At 71.3% G+C, this 18,567-nt stretch carries 14 protein-coding genes, 2 tRNA genes and 1 pseudogene; 10 read left to right on the forward strand and 7 right to left on the reverse strand.

Annotated elements, in window-relative coordinates; genetic code table 11:
• Positions 1-4: 4 nt before the first annotated feature.
• On the reverse strand, positions 5-616 hold the full coding sequence (locus WHN02_RS10085; protein WP_434743090.1) for a sigma-70 family RNA polymerase sigma factor: 612 nt from the start codon (positions 614-616) through the stop codon (positions 5-7).
• Between the two features lie 201 nt (positions 617-817).
• Between WHN02_RS10085 and WHN02_RS10090 the strand changes: the two genes are divergently transcribed.
• The 3 genes from WHN02_RS10090 (at position 818) to WHN02_RS10100 (ending at position 4,399) form a co-directional block, all read left to right on the forward strand.
• The gene (locus tag WHN02_RS10090; protein WP_434743091.1) at positions 818-2,509 is read left to right on the forward strand and encodes a copper resistance CopC/CopD family protein; all 1,692 of its coding nucleotides are present in this window, start codon (positions 818-820) and stop codon (positions 2,507-2,509) included.
• A 34-nt stretch (positions 2,510-2,543) separates the two neighbouring features.
• On the forward strand, positions 2,544-3,296 hold the full coding sequence (locus tag WHN02_RS10095) for a YcnI family copper-binding membrane protein (RefSeq protein WP_434743092.1): 753 nt from the start codon (positions 2,544-2,546) through the stop codon (positions 3,294-3,296).
• Between the two features lie 137 nt (positions 3,297-3,433).
• Positions 3,434-4,399 carry a hypothetical protein gene (locus WHN02_RS10100; RefSeq protein ID WP_434743093.1) on the forward strand — a complete coding sequence of 322 codons (966 nt, stop codon included), beginning with the start codon at positions 3,434-3,436 and terminating at the stop codon, positions 4,397-4,399.
• 264 nt (positions 4,400-4,663) lie between these two features.
• Here WHN02_RS10100 and WHN02_RS10105 read toward each other — a convergent pair whose 3' ends face one another.
• On the reverse strand, positions 4,664-5,956 hold the full coding sequence (locus WHN02_RS10105; protein ID WP_434743094.1) for a glycosyltransferase family 87 protein: 1,293 nt from the start codon (positions 5,954-5,956) through the stop codon (positions 4,664-4,666).
• Between the two features lie 67 nt (positions 5,957-6,023).
• Here WHN02_RS10105 and orn point away from each other — a divergent pair, with 67 nt between their 5' ends.
• A complete protein-coding gene (gene orn, locus WHN02_RS10110) occupies positions 6,024-6,620 on the forward strand; it encodes an oligoribonuclease (protein WP_434743095.1) in 597 nt (198 codons plus the stop codon).
• A gap of 155 nt (positions 6,621-6,775) precedes the next feature.
• Positions 6,776-6,848 (forward strand) — tRNA-His (locus tag WHN02_RS10115).
• A gap of 242 nt (positions 6,849-7,090) precedes the next feature.
• Here WHN02_RS10115 and WHN02_RS10120 read toward each other — a convergent pair.
• Positions 7,091-8,353 carry an Ig-like domain-containing protein gene (locus WHN02_RS10120; protein ID WP_434743096.1) on the reverse strand — a complete coding sequence of 421 codons (1,263 nt, stop codon included), beginning with the start codon at positions 8,351-8,353 and terminating at the stop codon, positions 7,091-7,093.
• 314 nt (positions 8,354-8,667) lie between these two features.
• On the reverse strand, positions 8,668-9,936 hold the full coding sequence (locus WHN02_RS10125) for an Ig-like domain-containing protein (RefSeq protein ID WP_434743097.1): 1,269 nt from the start codon (positions 9,934-9,936) through the stop codon (positions 8,668-8,670).
• Positions 9,937-10,121: 185 nt separating this feature from the next.
• On the opposite strand from WHN02_RS10125, the gene WHN02_RS10130 reads away from it, so the two are divergent.
• From WHN02_RS10130 to WHN02_RS10145, 4 genes and pseudogenes are all read left to right on the forward strand, one after another.
• Positions 10,122-10,197 (forward strand) — tRNA-Lys (locus WHN02_RS10130).
• Positions 10,198-10,392: 195 nt separating this feature from the next.
• Positions 10,393-11,055: a pentapeptide repeat-containing protein gene (locus WHN02_RS10135; protein ID WP_434743098.1), complete on the forward strand. Its 663-nt coding sequence runs from the start codon at positions 10,393-10,395 to the stop codon at positions 11,053-11,055.
• Between the two features lie 169 nt (positions 11,056-11,224).
• Positions 11,225-11,860: pseudogene (locus WHN02_RS10140) on the forward strand (ParA family protein); the annotation flags it as partial.
• 260 nt (positions 11,861-12,120) lie between these two features.
• The gene (locus WHN02_RS10145; RefSeq protein ID WP_434743099.1) at positions 12,121-12,531 is read left to right on the forward strand and encodes a Rho termination factor N-terminal domain-containing protein; all 411 of its coding nucleotides are present in this window, start codon (positions 12,121-12,123) and stop codon (positions 12,529-12,531) included.
• On the opposite strand, the gene WHN02_RS10150 is transcribed toward WHN02_RS10145, so the two are convergent.
• Positions 12,503-14,656, reverse strand: coding sequence for a HelD family protein (locus WHN02_RS10150; RefSeq protein WP_434743100.1), 2,154 nt, complete (start codon positions 14,654-14,656; stop codon positions 12,503-12,505). The genes WHN02_RS10145 and WHN02_RS10150 overlap by 29 nt on opposite strands.
• A 261-nt stretch (positions 14,657-14,917) precedes the next feature.
• On the opposite strand from WHN02_RS10150, the gene WHN02_RS10155 reads away from it, so the two are divergent.
• The gene (locus WHN02_RS10155; RefSeq protein ID WP_434743101.1) at positions 14,918-15,811 is read left to right on the forward strand and encodes a hypothetical protein; all 894 of its coding nucleotides are present in this window, start codon (positions 14,918-14,920) and stop codon (positions 15,809-15,811) included.
• Positions 15,812-15,880: 69 nt separating this feature from the next.
• Here WHN02_RS10155 and WHN02_RS10160 read toward each other — a convergent pair whose 3' ends face one another.
• On the reverse strand, positions 15,881-16,711 hold the full coding sequence (locus WHN02_RS10160) for a DUF72 domain-containing protein (RefSeq protein WP_434743896.1): 831 nt from the start codon (positions 16,709-16,711) through the stop codon (positions 15,881-15,883).
• A 109-nt stretch (positions 16,712-16,820) separates the two neighbouring features.
• A complete protein-coding gene (locus WHN02_RS10165) occupies positions 16,821-18,434 on the reverse strand; it encodes an RICIN domain-containing protein (RefSeq protein WP_434743102.1) in 1,614 nt (537 codons plus the stop codon).
• Positions 18,435-18,567 lie beyond the last annotated feature (133 nt).

Raw genomic sequence — 18,567 nt, forward strand, 5'->3', positions numbered from 1 at the left:
TGCCTCAACCGGCGAGGGCGTCGCCGACCGCCTCGACCAGCTCACTGCGGGCCCGCGCCACCCGGGACCGGATGGTGCCCACCGGCACCCCCTCCACCACCGCCGCCTCCGCGTAGGAGAGGCCGAGCAACTGGGTCAGCACGAACGCGCTGCGGCGGTCCGCCGCCAGCCGCCCGACCAGGTCGGCGGCACCGAACTGACCGGCGGGGTCGGGGTGCAGCTCGTCGGTGTGGGCGTGGGCGGCGAGCCTGTCGTCGAGCCGCCGCCGCCGGACCACGGTGCGCAGGTGGTCCGCGCAGGTCCGCCGGGCGATCCCGAGCAGCCAGGTCCGCGCGCTGGACCGCCCCTGGAAGTCGGGCAGCGCCCGCAGCACCCGCAGGTAGGTCTCCTGGGTGAGGTCGTCGGCGCTGTCCGGGTCGACCAGGGCGGCGGTGAACCGCCAGACCTCGGCCTGGGTGGCGCGGACGAAGGCGGACACCGCCGCCGGGTCGCCGTCGCGGGCGGCCAGCGCCCACCGGGTGGCCGCCTCCCGGTCGGTGTCGGCCACGGCTCCGGCGGGCCAGACGGCGGGGCGGGCGGCACCGGTGTCACCGGGTTCGCGCGGTACGGGGATCACGACTGACCAGCGTACGCGTCCGCGACGGCGGGAACAGGGACCTTCGTCCTCACATAACCTGGGCCACGTCGGGAACTTTTCCGCCCCACGGGCCGACCACCCCTGCGTGAGACGTCAGACGGGTACGGCCGAGCCGGTGGCGGCGATTCCCGGGAGGCTGGGACTCGCCAGCAGCCGGTCTCGTCGGCGAGCATTGCCGACATGACTGCCGTCCCCCGCCGCCGCCCCCCGGTCAGCGCGCCCCGTCGACGGATCGTCCGTTGGGCCGCCGCCACCGGCCTGCTGGTCGCCGTCCTCGCGCTGCTGATCACGCCGGCCACCCCCGCCAGCGCCCACGCGGTGCTGCAGAGCACCAGCCCCGCCGCCTCGGCAGTGGTCCCGAACGCACCGGCCGAGGTGGTGCTCACCTTCAGCGAACCGGTACGCAAGATCACCGACCGGATCCGGGTGATCGCCCCCGACGGCTCCCGAGCCGACCGGGGCGAGCCCCGCTTCGACGGCGGTGTGGTCACCATCGGGGTGGCCGGGGACGCCGGACAGGGCACCTATCTGGTGAGCTACCGGGTGATCTCCGCCGACAGCCACCCGATCTCCGGTGCGTTCACCTACTCGGTCGGCGCCCCGTCGACCCCGCCCACCGACACCGGGTCGGACAGCCGGGCCGACCCGACCGTCGAGGTCGCGGTCAAGGTGGCCAAGTTCATCGGCTACGTCGGTCTGCTGCTGGTGGTCGGGGCGGTGCTGGTGCTCGCCGCGCTCTGGCCGACCCGGCTGGACCGGCGGGGGCCGATCCGGCTGGCCTGGATCGGCATGGGCCTGGTGGCCTTTGCCACCGTGGCAGCGATCTGGCTCCAGGTGCCGTACACCGCCGGGGGTGGGTTGTTCGAGGTGACGGGTGAAGGGCTGGGCAGCGTGGTGGGCAGCGGCTTCGGCACCGCCCACCTGGTCCGGCTGGGCCTGCTCGCCGCCGCCGCGTTCCTGCTCCGCCCGGTCCTCGCCGGTGTGGTCGGCCGAACCGACCTGATCATCCTGACCGTCCTCGGCGGCGCGGCGCTGTTCACCTGGCCGCTCGCCGGACACGCGGTGGCCTCGCCCGCCCCGGCCGTCTCGGTCCTCGTCGACGCGGTGCACCTGGGCAGCATGGCGATCTGGCTGGGCGGACTGGTGATGCTCGCCGTGTTCCTGCTGCCCCGGGCGCAGGAGCGGGAACTGGACGCGATCCTGCCCATCTGGTCGCGGTGGGCGGCGCTGTCGGTGGCGGCCCTGCTGCTCGCCGGTACGGTGCAGGCGCTGGTCGAGGTGGCCACCCTCGACGGGCTGCTGAACACCACGTACGGGCGGCTGGTGCTCGCCAAGATCGCCCTGTTCGCCCTGGTGATCGCGGTGGCGGCGGTCTCCCGTCACCTCGTACGCCAGCGGACGGCGGCGCAGCGCCCGACCCGGGTACGCCGACTGGTCATCGCCGAGTTGGCGGTGACGGTGGTGGTCCTCGGCGTGTCGGCCACCCTGGTGCAGACCCCGCCGGCCCGCAGCGCGGTGGTCGAGGGGGTGGGTGGGGCCGGGGGCACCCAGAACTTCTTCAACACCACGTTGACCAGCCCGATCTACTCGTTGCAGGTCGAACTCTCCCCGGTCCAGCGGGGCAACAACACCCTGCACCTGTACGCGTACACCCCGGACAACCGGCCGCAGCCGGTCGAGCAGTGGCGGGTGACGGCGGCGCTGCCGTCGGCCGGGATCGAGCCGATCGAGTTCCCGCTGCTCCCGTTGACCGACAACCACGCGACCAGCGAGGTCAACCTCCCCGCCGCCGGAGACTGGGAGTTCCGGTTCACAGTCCGTGTCTCCGACATCGACCAGGCCACGGTGACCGCCACCGTGCCGATCAGATAGGGCCGCAGGCCCGTCCCGAAGGAAGGTTCCACTGATGATCCGTCCCCGGCGTACCGCCACCTCCGTCGCGCTCACGCTCGGTGCCGCCGCCGCCCTCGTCCTGGGTGTCGGGGCACCCGCCGCCGCGCACGTCACGGTCAGTCCGGGCGAGGCCGAGCAGGGCGCCTACAGCCGGGTGGCGTTCCGGGTGCCGAACGAGAGCGACACCGCCTCCACGGTGAAGCTGGAGGTGACCCTGCCGGAGGACGCGCCGGTCGGGTCGGTGTCGACGTTGCCGGTCCCGGGGTGGACGGTGACGGTGGAGCGGCGACCGGTCAGCCCGCCGATCGAGGTGCACGGTGCCGAACTCACCGAGGCGGTGTCCAAGCTGACCTGGACGGCGGCCGAGGGCGGTGGGGTCAAGCCGGGCGAGTTCCAGGAGTTCCCGGTCTCGATGGGTCCTCTGCCTGAGGTCGACACGATGGTGTTCCGGGCGTTGCAGACCTACTCCGACGGCAACGTCCAGCGCTGGATCGAGCCCCCGGTGGCCGGTGGGGAGGAGCCGCAGGATCCGGCCCCGGTGCTCACCCTGACCGCAGCCGGTGCGGACGGGGCGACGGAGCCGGCCGCCGCGGCGGGGGAGGACGCCGGGGACGACCGGGCGGAGGGTTCCGGGGCGTCGACCGGGCTCGGGGTGGCCGGACTGGTCGCCGGGCTGGCCGGGCTGGTGCTGGGCGGGCTGGCGTTCGTCCGTACCCGTCGGGAGACCCCGGCGGTCGCGGCGGCCCCGACCGAGCCGAAGAGCTGACCGACAGCGATCGTCGGCCCGTCGGGTGTTCCCGGCGGGCCGACGCCGTTTCCCCGATGCTTCGCGGCGATATCCGCTGAATGTCTCCTTTGCCTGGGTAAGGTCGGCCGGGTACCAGGCCGAGGAGGGGAAGACGGATGCGGTTCGCGCGGTCGATCGCCGGGTTGCTGTTGCTGCTCGTCGGGGTGCTGACGGTCACCGCCGGGGGCCTGCTGGGTCTCGTCGCCCGGCACGCCGACGACGGCACGGCCTTCACCACCCGCTTCGAGCCGGTCCGCACCACCGGGCACGCCGTCGTCGTCGAGGACCTGACCGAACTGGTCGACGCCGACCTACCCTTCGCCCGGACCGGCGGCGGCCGGATCCGCCTGGACGCCGACACCGGCGGCACCCCCGCCTTCGTGGGCCTCGCCCCGACCGAGGAGATCCGTCGGTGGGCGGCCGGGTTCCCGCACGCCACGGTGCAGCGGGTCGGCCTGTCCCGAGGACCCCTTCCGGTACGCCTCGACCCCGCCGCCGCGTCGCCGCGCGCCACCGGGCCGGTGGTCTCCCCCCGGCAGGTCCCCTGGGTCCGTCAGGGCGTCGGCACCCTGCAATGGCGGCCGCAGGACCTGACCGGACAGCGGCTCGGTCTGGTGGTGATGCGGACCGACGGACGGCCGGGCCTGGCCCTGGACCTGCGAGGTCGGTGGACCCTCGGCTGGCTGCCCGTCCTGACCGCAGGGCTGCTCGCGGGCGGGACCCTGCTCGCCGCTGCGGGCCTGGCGGTGCTGCTGCGCCGCGCCCGGCCCCGGGAGGTGGTGTTCGTCGTCGAGCCCGACCAGGTGCCGGTGCTCGCCGGTCGCCTCGGGGTCACCTCGCTCAGCGGTCTCGGGACGCGGCCGACCCGACCCGGCGAGCGGGAACCGGTCGGGGTCGGCGCCCGCCCGAACCTCGGCTCCGAACCGGGGTCTCCGGGCGGCGACCTCGGTGGGCCACCCCGACCCCGACCGACGAGCTCCGGACCGACCGCGCTGACCTGGCCGCCGACCGGGCCGCAGGCCACCCCCCGACCCCTCACGGTGCCGAGCCGGCTGCGCCCCGCCGCCCCGCCCGACCGCTGACCCGGCCCTGGTCCCCGGCCGACCCCGACCCCCGGGCCTGGTCTCCGGTCGGCCCTGGTCCCCGGTGGCCCTGGCTCCTGGTCGGTCCTGGTGCCCGGCCTGTGGGCCGGTCCGTCCGGGCGGCCGCCGGCACGACGATGGCCCTCCGTGCTGCCGACACGGAGGGCCATCTGCACCGGGGGATCGGTGCCGTCCGGGAGCGTCCCGTCCGGTGAGAGGACGGTTCACTTGTGTGCTCTTGCGTCAGATTAGCGGAAAAGAGGGTTACTCGGGACTTTTGTCCGATTCGTGCGCCGTTCGAGGTGTCCCCCGAGACGCCGTCCGAGGTGTCCCTCGGATCGGCAGAGCCGCCACCAGGACCACGCTGAGCAGGACGTACATGTTCCGGACCAGGAAGTCGACGGGTGAGTCGGTCCGTACCGGAGAGACCCCCCAGTCCTGGAACGTCACCACGCCGTACGTGATCAACAGCCAGGTACCGACGGTCAGCGCGAGATGCCACCGACGTCGTCGACGCCCCGCCGCCGTCTCCCGGTCCGCGTCGAGCACCGCCCCCACCAGCACCACCACCGCCGGAACGAACCAGTAGATGTGGTGCGTCCAGGTGATCGGGGAGACCAGCGCGGCGACCAGCCCGGTCAGGGTCAGGCCGGTCAGGTGGTCACCGGAGCGGGCCGCCCGGACCGCCCGCCACAACCCGAACCCGGCCACCACCGCCACCAGCGCCAGCCAGAGGACCTGACTCGGGCGATCCGGGGCGGTGAACCGGCTGAGCAGCCCGAACAACGACTGGTTGCCCGTGTAGTCGGTGCGCCCGACCCGCTCGGTCGACCACAGCTCGTGGGTCCAGAACCGCCACGAGTCCCCCGGCGCGACCGCCGCCGCGAGCAGGGTCGCCACCGCGGCGGCACCGCTGGCCACCGCCGCCGCCCGCCACCTGCGGGCCGCCAGCAGGTAGACGATGAACAGCCCCGGGAAGAGCTTGAGCGCCGTCGCCAGCCCCACGCCCACCCCGGCCCACCGAGACCCCCGGGGTACGGCGAAGAGCAGGTCGGCCAGGATCAGCACGACGAGCAGCATGTTGATCTGACCGAAGGTGATGGTCTCCCGGGTGCTCTCCACGGAGAGGACCAGCAGGACCCCCACCGTCACGGTGAACACCCGGGGCAGACCGTGCCGCTCGACCAGCGGCAGGAGCAGCCACCGGGTGGTCACCACCACCCCGACGACGGTGGCCACCGTGAAGATCGCCTGGGTCACGCCGAGCGGAAGCAACGCGAAGGGCCGCAACAGCAGCGCGGTGAACGGGGGGTACGTGAAGTACAACTCACCCTGGACCCGGTCGGGCTGGACGTAGTCGTACAACGGGCGGCCGGAGGCCCACCACTCCATCGCCCGCATGTAGATCTTCAGGTCGAAGAAGTCGTGCACCCGTCCCGGCAGGTAGAGGGCGGGCACCACGGCCGCCAGGGCGAGCACCGTGACGATCCGACGGAGCCTGCGGCTGCCACTGTCCTCGTTCCTGACGGCAGGGGGAGCGGCGGGTTCGGCTGGCACGGGCAAACCCTAGCGGGCCACGACGAACAAGGTGTGTAGGCGCGGGCCGGCAGGCTGCGGCTAGTCTGTGGCGGTGGCTGACCTCCTCGTCTGGATCGACTGTGAGATGACCGGGCTCGACCTCGGTCGGGACAAGCTGATCGAGGTGGCGGCGCTCGTCACGGACCCCGACCTCCACGTCCTCGGCGAGGGCGTCGACGTGGTGATCCACGCCGACGACGAGGCGCTGGCGGCGATGCCGGAGATCGTCCAGACGATGCACGGCAAGTCCGGCCTGACCGAGGAGGTCCGGCGGTCGACGGTCACCCTCGCCGAGGCCGAGGACATGGTGCTCGACTACGTCACCCAGTACGTCAAGGACCCGCGCAGCGCGCCGCTGTGCGGCAACTCGATCGCCACGGACCGGGGGTTCATCGCCCGGGACATGACCCGCCTCGACGCCCACCTGCACTACCGCATGATCGACGTCTCCTCCATCAAGGAGCTGTGTCGTCGCTGGTACCCCCGGGTGTACTTCGGCCAGCCCAAGAAGGGGCTGGCCCACCGGGCGCTCGCCGACATCCGGGAGAGCATCCGCGAGCTGGAGTACTACCGACGTACCGTCTTCGTGCCGCTGCCCGGCCCGGACGTGGAGACCGCCCGGTCGATCGCCGCCACCCTCTGAACCCGTCGTTGCCCTGCTCCGAACCCGTCACCGTCCTCGACTGCACCCGGCCCGGCACTGCTCCGAACCCGTCGTCGGCGAGGCGGGAACCCGGTGGACGCCGAGCCGTCGGGTGTGGCTATTATTAGTGCGCTCCGCTCCGATGGGCGGACATGGTGGCTGTAGCTCAGTTGGCAGAGCACCGGGTTGTGGTCCCGGTTGTCGTGGGTTCAATTCCCATCAGTCACCCGCTTGGTGGATCGACTCCACCGCAGGTCAGGCCCCCTCCTCCGGGAGGGGGCCTGACGCGTTCCAGGGCTGCCGTAGAGGCCAGCCCGACGTGCCCGCCATCCCTGTCGACCAAGGGATTTGCGTCATGATCAGCGCGGAATCTGACGCAAATCCCTTGATCAACCCTGCGAAGCGGATGGGGTGGCGCCGGGCGCCGTGGGGTGTGCCGGGGGCACGGTGGGGGCAACGGCGGCTGCGGGTCAGTTATCGGCGGCCGGCTCGTACGGCAGGGCGCTGCCCTTGACGTACTCGTCCCAGTCCATCGCCCAGTCCGTCCACCCGTTGCCCACCTGGAGCCGACGCTCGGTGCCCTTGACGGTGATCGGGTCACCGACCCGGGTGTTCTCGAACAGCCAGGCACCGTTGGCCATCGACACGTTCACGCAGCCGTGCGAGACGTTGGTCCGCCCCTGCTGCCCCTCCGACCAGGGCGCGGCGTGGATGAACTCGCCGCCGTAGGTGAGCCGCTGGGCGTAGTCGATCTTCGTCCGGTACCCGTCCTCCGGACCCAGCTCGTCGAAGGTGTCGAAGACCGTCTTACGCAGCTTCTCCATCACCAGCATCGTCCCGCTCGACGACGGGGTGCTCTTCTTGCCCAGGCTCACCGGGATGGTCTTGACCACCTTCCCGTCCCTGGTCACAGTCATCTTCTTCGCCTTGTTGTCCACCGACATCAGCAGCTCACGGCCGACCTTGATGTCCACGGAGAGGTCGTTGCGGCCGAACCAGCCCGCGCCCATCGGCAGCCCACCGGTCTGCACCCGGTACGACACCGTGCTGCCCGCCTGCCAGAACTCCTTCGGCCGGTACCGGACCTCGGTCGGGCTGGACCACCGCCAGACCCCCTCCTGCGCCGGCTCGGAGGTGACGGTCATCCGCCGCTGCACGTCGGCCCGGTACTTCTCCGGGACCTCCCGACCGAACCTGACGATCAACGGCATCCCCACCCCCACCACCTGGTCGTCGCCGAGGAAGCTCGTCACCCGGACCTGCTTGGAGGGCTTGGCCATCGTGGTGAAGGTGCTGGTGGTCTCCGACGGCCGGCCGTCGTCACCGGTCGCGGTCACCGTCACGGTGTACGTCTCGCCGTACTCCAGTGCACCGGTCGGCAACCAGGTCGTACCCTCCTCGTCGAGCTTGCCCTCGACGGCCTCGCCGGCGGCGTCGGTGAGCTCGACGGTCGTCTCCGTCGCCTGGTCGGTGGTGAAGGTGACGGCGGTGGAGGCCGGCACGTCCTTCGCGTCCGCCACCGGCGCGGTGATCACCGCCGACGCCTTCGGCGGGTCCTCGACCCCACCCGACAGGCCCGGGGCGTCGTCGTTCGTGGTGCCACCGCCGCCACCGGAGGTGCAGGCGACTGTGAACGCCAGGACCGCGGCCAGCACCGCCGTGGCGGACACGCGGCGTCGCCCACCGCGTCGGTGGCCGGCGGACCGGATCGACTCGTTCTGGCTGACTCGCATGATTCCCTCACTGTCGTGGTTCGGCGACTGCCCGTCGTCTGTCCGACGTACCGGATCCAGGTCCGGTTTCCGACGACCGTCCGGCACATCCCGGCAATTATCACCGATTGGCGGCAAGATCCACCTTTTGCGATCGAGACCGACGGACGTGTCGACCCCTGTCGTACGCGGCCCTGCCGCAGCCCGACCCTCGACGACCGCTGACCTTCGTCGCGCTGTTCCCTCCGTACGCCGACCCGTCGCAGTCCGACCCCGACGTGCGCTGACCCCCGTCGCGCGCTCGCGCGCCCGACGGGGGTCAGTGGGTCGGGATGTCAGAGGGCGAGGGCCGCCTCCGCACCACCCTGGGGCACCGGCAGGGCACTGCCCTTGACGAACTCCGCCCAGTCGAGGTTCCAGGCCGTCCAACCGTTACCGGCGGCCAGCTTGCGCTCGGTGCCCTTGATCGTGATCGGGTCACCGACCCGGCTCTGGTCGAACAACCACTTCGCGTTCTCGGTCGACACGTTCACGCAGCCGTGCGAGACGTTGCGCTGACCCTGGTGCTGGACCGACCACGGGGCGGCGTGGATGTACTCCCCGCCCCAGGTGATCCGCTGGGCGAACTCGATGTCGGTGACGTACCCCTCCTCCGGGCCGAGTTCCTCCATGGTGTCGAAGACGGTGGCCGCCTTCTTCTCCATCACCACCATCGTGCCGCTCGACGACGGGGTGCTCTTCTTGCCCAGGCTCACCGGCATGGTCTTGATCACCTTGCCGGCCTCGTACACGGTCATCTGCTTGGTGGCGTTGTCGACCTTCATCTCGAAGGACCGGCCGATCTTCGCCGTCGCCGTGCGGTCGACGTTGCCGTGCCGGCCGTTGCTCAGCGGAATGCCCTCCAGGGCGATCCGGACCGCCAGCGTCGTCCCGGGCTTCCAGTACTCCGGAGCCCGGTAGTACGCCTGCGTGCCGTTGGACACCCAGTGCCAGGCACCCGGCTGCGGCGGGTCGGTCTGGACGAACATCCGCTTCTGCACCGCCGCCCGGTCCTTCTCCGGGATCCCCGGATGGAACTCGGCGACCACCGGCATGGCCACCCCGTACGACTTGTCGTCGAACAGGTAGAGCCCCGAGGTGATCGTCGACTTGGGCTTGGCCATCGTGGTGAACGAGGTCTCGCCCTGCTGGGTCCGCCCGTCCGCCGCGGTGCCGACGACCTTCGCGGTGTACTTCTTGCCATACTTCAGGGGCTTGCTCGGCACCCACGTCGACCCGTCGGTCCGCACCGACCCCTCGACCTCGTCACCGTCGGCCGTGGTCAGGACGACCTCGGTGACCTTGCCACCGTCGGGCAACTTCGCCCCGATCTCCGTACTGACCGGCCGGTTCTTCGCCCCGTCCTTCGGAGTGACCTCCAGGTCCGGCAGCGCCGACGAGTCACCCGGCCCCGCCGAGACGCCCCCCACCGAACTACCCGGCGTCGGAGTCGCCCCAGCCACGAAATCAGCCTGGTTCCCGCCGCTGCCGCAGCCCACCAGTGCGACCGACGCCGTCAGGGCCAGCGCGGCCACCACCGACCCGGCCCGCGTGAAACTGTGCATTCCCACCTCAGTTCTCACGTTCCTGGCGCACATCGTGCCGTACGCCGTCGAGACCGTGGCCCCTGGATCCGACAGAGTCGAAGATTTGACCGCCTATGTCCGTTAAGCTCGACCGAAGGGGGGAGGGGGTATCGGATTGGGACCCCTCCGAAAGGCCGTGCTAAGGTTCTCCCCGTTGCCACCGAGCGCCGCTAGCTCAACTGGCAGAGCAGCGGACTCTTAATCCGCGGGTTCGGGGTTCGAGTCCCTGGCGGCGCACCAGCAATAAAGGCTCTGATCTGGGGGTTCACTCCGGAGCAGAGCCTTTCTTCATTTCCGGGTACGCCCCGAATGCCCCCGGCGGCCGGGGAGCAGATGGACTGGATCGGCCGCTGTGGACGTGGTGTGATGCCGGCGGACCTGTATCGGTACCGGCGTACCTGCACCGGTGCCTCTCGTGGCCAGGGGAGAGGGAGCATGCGGACCAGCGCGGTCGGTGACGTGACGATCCTGCTTCCGGACCTCGATCCCGAGGACCTCGACCTCACCACCGACGTGGACGACGAACTCGACGACGTCCTCGTCGAGGGTGCCTCCTGGCGGAGTGCCGTCCTCGACGACGTCCGGGTGTGGGGGAGTCGGATCGTCGGTACGGATCTCGGCGAGAGCACCTGGAAGGCGGGCACCCTGTTCGGCTGCGAGGTCGTCCGCACCGACCTGTCCGGGGCGCTGCTGTCGGGTGTGACGATCGAACGCAGCGCGATCACCGGTTGCCGGTTCACCGGTACCCGGTTCGCCGACGTCCGCCTCAAGGAAGTGCTCTTCGAGGGCTGCCGATTCGACTACGCCACTTTCACCCGGGTCGCGGCCGCCGGGGCGGTGGGGTTCGTCGAGTGCATTCTCACCGACGCCGCCTGGTCCTCCTGTCGCCTGCCCGGTATCGCGTTCAGGTCGTGCCGCCTGGACGGCCTGGAGGTGAAGTCCTGCCGGCTCACCGGCGCCGATCTGCGCGGCAACACGCTCGGGGGCCTCAAGGCCGCTCTCGACGACCTGCGCGGCGTCACCCTCAGCGAGGACCAACTCGTTGATCTCAGCCGCCTGACCGTCGAGGAACTAGGCCTCACCATCCGGGGACAGTAGCCTTGACGGACGTGCCACACGGCGACAGGTGTCCACGGCCAATCGGGTTTTCTCGTAGGCGGCCAGTAGCCACCGTTGTTGCGGGCATCGGATCGAGGCTCGCGGAGGGTGGTGGTTGCTGCGATCATGGTTCGATGCGGGGAGTGGCATGAGCATCACGTCCGTGATCAACTACAAGGGTGGGGTCGGTAAGACCACGATCACCGCGAATCTCGGTGCCGCGCTCGCCGCCCGGGGCCGTCGGGTCCTGCTGATCGACCTGGATCCGCAAGCCAGCCTCACCTTCTCGTTCTACTCGGCGGAGGACTGGGAGCGCAACCTCGCGTACGAGAAGACGATCCTGCAGTGGTACGGGTCGGTGCTGGCCGACGGGCCCACAGATCCGCTGCACCCGTACGTGCTGACTCCGGAACCGGCGAACGCGCTGCTGCCCGACGGCGGCCGGCTCGACCTGGTCGCCTCCCATCTGGGCCTGGTCGACGTGGACCTGGACATCGCCGCGGCGCTCGGCGGATCGCGTTTCCAGCACGGCAGCCCGCACTTCCTGCCGTTGCACCGGTCGCTCGCCGACGGGCTCGGCACCGAGGAGTTCACCGGGTACGACGACGTTCTGATCGACTGCGCGCCGAACTTCACCATGGTCACCCGGACCGGAATCGTGGCCAGCGATCACATTCTGACCCCGGCGCGGCCCGACTACCTGTCCACGCTCGGCATCGACTACCTGCGGAGCAAGGTGTCCGAGCTGGTTCGCGACTTCAACCGGGTGGCCGCCCCCGGGCCGATGATCGACCCGCAGTACCTGGGTGTGGTGTTCACTATGATCCAGTACGCCGGGAACGGGCCGATCAACGCGTCCCGTAACTACCTGGCGCACGCCGACAGCCTTGAGGTTCCGAGCTTCCGGCAGACCATCCGGGAGAACAAGACCCTGTTCGGCACGGCGGGTGAACGGCGACTACCCGCCGTGCTGGTGCCGAACGCCAACGACAGGGTGCAGTACGAACTCGAACAGCTGGCCAGCGAGTTCCTGGCTCGCACCCGCCCGTAGAAGGAGAACGACCGGTGACCGACCCCGCCGACCTCGCGCACGCCGTCCTGCTGCGGGTGGCCGAGTTCGTCCGCACGCTCCCCGCCGACCAGCTCGCCGCGCTCGCCGACGGCACGGCGAAACTCTCCGTGGTCGACAAGGCCCGGCCCGCCCGCCGGTCGACCGCCGCACCGGCCTCGGCCGGGGTGGACACCGAGCGGGTACGCGCCGACCTCGTGACGATCGGCGACCGGGCGGCCGGCGCGCGTTACCTCGCCGACCTGAAGCTCAGCGTGCCGAAACTGCGGGCGCTGGCCAAGGAGCTGGGCATCGCGGTGTCCAGCAAGGCCAAGAAGGCCGACGTCGAGCACGAGATCCTGCAGTGGACGGTGGGCCGCCGGCTCGACTCGGCGGCGATCAGTCGCCCGCCGCAGGCCCGGAGCTGACGGACCCGCCCGGCGACAGGCTCGCCCGCACCTCGTCCAGCACCTCGGCCCAGAACTCAGGTGGCGCGGCGCTGCGCAACTGGCCGGTGAGGTGCTGGGCCAGCCGGTGCACCTCCCGCCGGGTGAACGTCGGGTCTGGCCCACCGCCGACCGGCGGCCGGGGGCGGGTCGGCGCGGCCAGCGGCACCGGGTCCCCGGTGCAGACGATGTCGAGGTGCCCGGTGGTGCGGGTCAGCGCCACGTAGAGCAGGCGGTGACCACGTTCGTCGCTGGCCACGATCTCCACCGGTTCGACCACCACCACCGCGTCGAACTCCAGGCCCTTGGCCTCCTGCGGGCTGATCAGGTTGACCGCGCCGCCCAGCTCACCGCGGTCGGCGCTACTCCAGGTGATGCCGTTGGCGGCCAGCGCCGTCTCGACCGGCCGCCGTTGCCGGGGCGGGCAGACCACGCCGACGAAGCGGCCGGCGTCGGCGTGCTCCCGCGCCACCGTGACCGCCCGACCGGCCAGCTCGGCCAGGCCGACCCGGTGTACGCCGGTCTCCGCCGGCCCGTCCCGGACCACCTCCAGCGGGGCCACCCCCGGTGCGGCCACCTCCAGCAGGGGTGCCGCCGTCGCGTACGCCTGGCGGGGTACGCGGTAGCCGTACTGCAGCGGGGTGATCCTGGCCGGGTGTCGGGTCGGCAGGTGGGCGAGGACCTCGTCCCACGAGTCGCGCGCCCAGCTGCCGGTGGACTGTGCGAGGTCGCCGACGACCGTCAGCGACCCGGTGGCGCTGCGTCGGGCCACCGCCCGCAGCTGCATCGGGGACAGGTCCTGCGCCTCGTCGACCACCACGTGGGCGTACCGCCGCCCCGGCCCGTCGATCAGGTGGGTCAGCTCGTCCAGCAGCGGCAGGTCCGTGGGTGACCAGGTCTCCCGGGACAGCCGGTCCGCGCCGCGCCGGTGCAGCGCCGTCACCTCCGCCGGGGTGAACGCGTCCCCGGCGGCGGCCTGCAGCCGGGCGGTGGAGCCGAGCAGGTCGCGCAGCAGACCGGTCGGGGTCTGCTGTGGCCAGAGCCGTTCGGCCAGGTTGCCGACCGAGTCCGCCCCGCCCGGGTCGACGCCGGTGCGGGCGGCCACCAGGGCGGAGAGCCGGTCACGAAGCAGCCGTCGCCGACCGGAGTACGGCAGGGCGGCGGCCCGCGCCCCGGCGAGCGCCTCGGCGACCTCGGCCCCGGGAATCGTGACGAACCGGCCGCCGACCAGCAGCCGTTCGGCCGGGTCGGGGGTGCCGATCCGAGCGTCCAGCGCGCGGGCCAGCAGGTCGGCCATCCGCGCCTCGCCCTTGATCCGGGTGACCGCGTCCGGCTCGGTGCGCCCGAGCGGCACCTGCGGGGCGAGCCGGCCGACGTCGCACAGCTCCACCCCCTCGTCGCCGAGGGCGGGCAGTACCTGCCCGATGTAGCGCACGAAGGTGGGGTTCGGCCCGACCACCAGCACGTCCGGGGCCGACATCTCGGTACGGTGCTGGAACAGCAGCCAGGAGACCCGGTGCAGGGCCACCGCGCTCTTGCCGGTGCCGGGGCCGCCCTCGATCACCAGCACCTGGTCGCGTGGGGCGCGGATCAGCGCGAACTGGGCCGCCTGGATGGTGGCCACGATGTCCCGCATGGTGCCGGTACGCCTGCGGGTCAGCTCGGCCAGCAGGTGCGCGTCCACCGCCTCGGCGATCTCGGCCAGGATCGTGTCGGTGAGCTCCTCGATGGTGTTTCCGGTGCAGGTGAAGGCGCGCTTGCGGCGTACTCCCGCAGGGTTGTCCACGGTGGCCTCGAACCAGCCGGCGGCGGCCGGCGCGTGCCAGTTGACCACCAGCACCTCGCCGTGGGCGTCCCGGATCAGGTGCCGCCCGACGTACCGGATCTCGCCCGACTCGGCATCGATCCGGCCGAAAGCCACCGCCTCGTCCGCCGCGCCGAGCGCCTTCGTGGCCGCGTCGGCGTACCGGCGCAGGTGGGCGGCGGCGCCGGTGTGCGCGGCTGCCGACGGCAGCCTCCGCAGGTCGTCGCGGCGCCGGTCGCGGTGCTTCGCCGCCGCGTCGAAGTACGCCTGCTCCTCGGCGATGTCGGCTTCCCTGGACGCCACGTGGCCCCTCCCTCACCCCGGACCGTCCGACCGCCCGGCCTCGGTCGGTTCACCGTACCGGCTGTCGGGGAGGCCGAGGAGGGCGGCGAGCCCGGTGACACCGCCGTTCACCGGCCGTGCCCGGGTCGACGGACGGGCACACCCCCCTTTCAGAGATGGATTTCGATGTTTACGGGGAGTAGCATCACCTGCGCCCAGGGTGTGGCGGTGGGGTGCGACACCGACCTCACGGCACATCACAGCCGGATGCGGAGGTCGGAGATGCAGGATGAACAGCACCGTCGTCGGTCGGTGAGCCGCCGGGACGTGATGCGGGGCGCGGCAGTGCTCGGCGGTGCCGCCGCGACTGTCGGGTTGGTCGCACCGGGCAGTGCGGCGGCCGCTCCCGACCCCGCGCCGGTGAAGCCGGGGCGGGCCGGACTGACCGGGCTCGACGACTGGCTGGGCTCCCTGGTGCAGGTGGCGAGCGTGGCGGCGAACGTCCTGCCGATGCTGGTGCTGGCGCTGCGGGGGGAGACGTCCGACCCGTACCAGACCGGTGGTGTGCAGTTCGAGGTGATCAACATCGACGGTGAACCGTCCCTCTACGCGCACAACGTCTCCGGTGGGGACGTGGGGCTCTCCTACACCCTGACCCAGTCGGCGCCCGCGTCGAACACGGGGGTGTACCAGCCGCTGCCGAAGGGCGGCGCGTACAAGTGCCAGGCCGACATTGAGCAGTTCACCGACGGTCAGGTCTTCGTGGCCCCCAACCCGGCCTCCCTCGCCTCGACCGGGGGGCTGGCCCGGACCCTGAGTTTCGCGGTGCGCGGCCTGACCATCGGGGCGGTGGTGCAGGTGGTCGGTGGCGTCAAGTTCTCGGTCGTAAAGGACCCCGCGACCGGATCGTTCACCGCGGTCATCGATTCCACCGGCACCCCGAAGACGCTGCGGGCCCAGGTCGAGGCGACCGGCCCGGACGGCAACGTGGTCCGCGCGGTGTGGGACTCCTCCGGCTCACCGAACCGGCCGAACAACGACACCATCCACCTTCCGCTCCCGGCGGGGGTGAACCTCGACCCGGTGGTCCAACTGCTCCAGCTCTACGTGGATCTCGACGCGCCCGGCCTGGACGCGGTCACCGCCGACCGCCGCAGTCGGGTGGTCTATCTCTGATCGTCGCGTCGCCCGGCGGAGGCGGACCCGCCGCCGGGCGACGGACCGTGGTCGGTGCCCGAACGGGCGTCAGAACAGGGTCAGTGGTCGTTCGACCGGGATCGGCGTGGGGAGTGGGGCGAGGTCGGGGACCCGGGCGCGTACCTCGTCGTGGAAGCGGCGGGCGAGGACCGGGGCGTCGGCGTTGTCCGGGGTGTGGACGAACACCGTCGGCGAGCGCCCTTCGCGGAGCCAGTCGGTCACGGTTCCGACCCACCGTTGCCAACCCTCGACGGTACGGTCCTCGGCGTCCCGACCGAGGTAACGGACTATCGGTCGGTCGGTCAGGGCGGTGGTACGCAGCGGCGTGCGCGGCTTCTTCAGCCAGGCGTCCCGCTCGGCGTCACTGCTCGGCGGGGTACGGAAGAACTCGGTGGTGTCGAAGGGGACCCACTCGGCGTCGACGTCACCGAGGACCCCTTCGAGCAGCGTCGCCGCCTGGCGGTCGGTGAAGAAGTCGGGGTGCCGGACCTCGACGGCGGACCGGTGGGCCTCGGGGAGACGGCGCAGGAACCGGGCGAGGGTCGGCAGGTCGGTGGGGCCGAAGGAGGCCGGTAGCTGGATCCAGAGGGCGTGGACCCGGGGGCCGAGCGGTTCCATCGCGTCCAGGAAGGCGCGCATCGGCTCGTCGACGTCGGTGAGCCGACGTTCGTGGGTGACGGGTTTGGGGAGTTTGACCACGAACCGGAAGCCCGGGTCGGTCTGCTCCGCCCAGGTGGCGACGGTCTCCCGGGTCGGGGTGGCGTAGAAGGTGGTGTTCCCCTCGACCGCGTCACACCAGCTCGCGTAGTGCCGTAGCCGTTCGTGGGCCGGCAGGGGGTGGGTCGTCAGTCGGCCCTGCCACTGCTTGTGCGTCCACATCGCACACCCCACCGACAGCCGCATCGTCGCACCTCCCGCGTCCGAAGGAGGGTACGCCACGGCCGCCGCCGACCCGGGTCGGCGGCGGCCGGACGGGCCGGATCGAGGCTCAGCAGCGGTTGATCGTCGAGTTGTTCAGGGTGACGTTGCTGATGGTCAGGTTGGTGGTGCAGGGGTTCTCGGTGATCCGACTGTTGGTCAGGGTGAAGTTCCGCAGGGTGATGTCCCGGTTGCCGGGGAACTCGCTGCGGGCCGCCAGTCGGACCTCCCCGCCCCCGCTGATGGTGCCCCCGTTGGCGGCGATGTTCACCCCGTAGCAGTTCTCGATGAGGACGGCGTTGTTGCCGGTGTTGGCGATGTCGACCCGGTCGATGGTCGCGCCACCGGACTCGGAGACGCAGAAGATGCCCCGGCCCCCACCGCGTGCCTTCACCGTGCCGACCCTGATGTTGGTCGGGTAGCTGGAGCCGACCCGCCCGTTGCGGTTGGCCATCCGGAAGGCGGCGTACCCGGTGCCCGCCCCGGCGTTCTCGGCGTCGACGGTGGTGACCGTGGCGTTGATGGTCTGGTTGAGCAGCAGACCGGACTCCCCGACGTTGCGGGCGGTGACGGTGCCGACGGTCAGCCCGTCCACCCCGTACGTCTCCACGGCGTGCGAGCTCGCTCCGGAGACGTACACGTTGTTGATCCTGATGTTGCGGGACCACTGGCTGGTGTCGCCCCGGTTGTCGATCCGGACGCCGAGGCCCCGGGAGAGCCGCATGTCGATCTGTCCGAGGGTCACCTCGGTGACGTTGCGCATGAAGATGCCGTACAGGGGGCTGCCGGTGACAGTGAGGTTCTGCACCTCGACCTGGGTGGTGCCCCGGGAGTAGATGGGGGCCTGGTCACCCGAGCCGGTTCCGGTGACGTTGATGGTGCCGCACACGTCGATGGTGGTGTAGCTGGGCAGGGAGATCCGGGAGTTCGCGCTGATCGACCCGGAGCCCCGGACCACCACCCGCTGCTTGCTGGTCCGGCCGGCGCTGAGGCTGCCGATCGCCGCCTGCACCGCGGCCCGCATGTCGGTCCCGGTGTAGACGGTGCTGCCACCGTTGCGGGCGGTCCAGGTGCTCCCGTTGAGTACGGCCTCGGCGTTGAAGGAGCCGCCCCCGCAGGCGCTGCCGGTGCCCAGCGGGGTCAACCGCCACTGCTGGTTCCATCCGTCGAGGTCCTGGTACTGGGCGATGGTGCCGCCGTCGGCGGTGGACCATTCCCACACCTCGACGGCCTTGTCGGAGTGCCTGTTGATCAGCCGGACGTGACCCCCCTCGGAGTCGGCGAGCCGGAAGTGCTGCCTGGTGTTGCCGCCGACGGCGGTGTTCTGCACCAGTGGGGTCCCGTCGGTGGTGTTCGGCAGTTCCAACACCTTGCCGCTGTGCACCGACCGGATCTGGTGGTAGCCGCTGCCCACGTCGACGAAGCGCCACTGCTGCACGGCCAGGTCGTTGCGGGTGAACTGGTTGACCGGGGCACCGTCGGCGGTGGCCCAGTCGTACAGGTCCATCGCCTTGCCGCTGTGCCGGTTGACCAGCACGTAGCTGGTGTTGGGGTCGACGGTGGCCGCCAGGGCGGTGGCCGGGGCGACGACCGCTGCGGTGGCGGCGGCGAGGGTGAGGGTGGCGACGGCCGTCAGGCCGATCCGCCGTGCGGGTCGGGTGCTCGGATGGTGCTCGCGACGCATCTGTCGACTCCTCGGGACGGAGGTGCGCGGGGTGGAGGCGCCTGTCGGTGGAGCAGCGGTGGTGGTGGCAAGCGCTTTCCCTGTTAGTTGAGAAATCTAACTATCTCTATCGATGATCGTCAACGAATTCCCG

Source organism: Micromonospora sp. SH-82, assembly GCF_051132485.1.
Taxonomy (GTDB): Bacteria; Actinomycetota; Actinomycetes; order Mycobacteriales; family Micromonosporaceae; genus Micromonospora.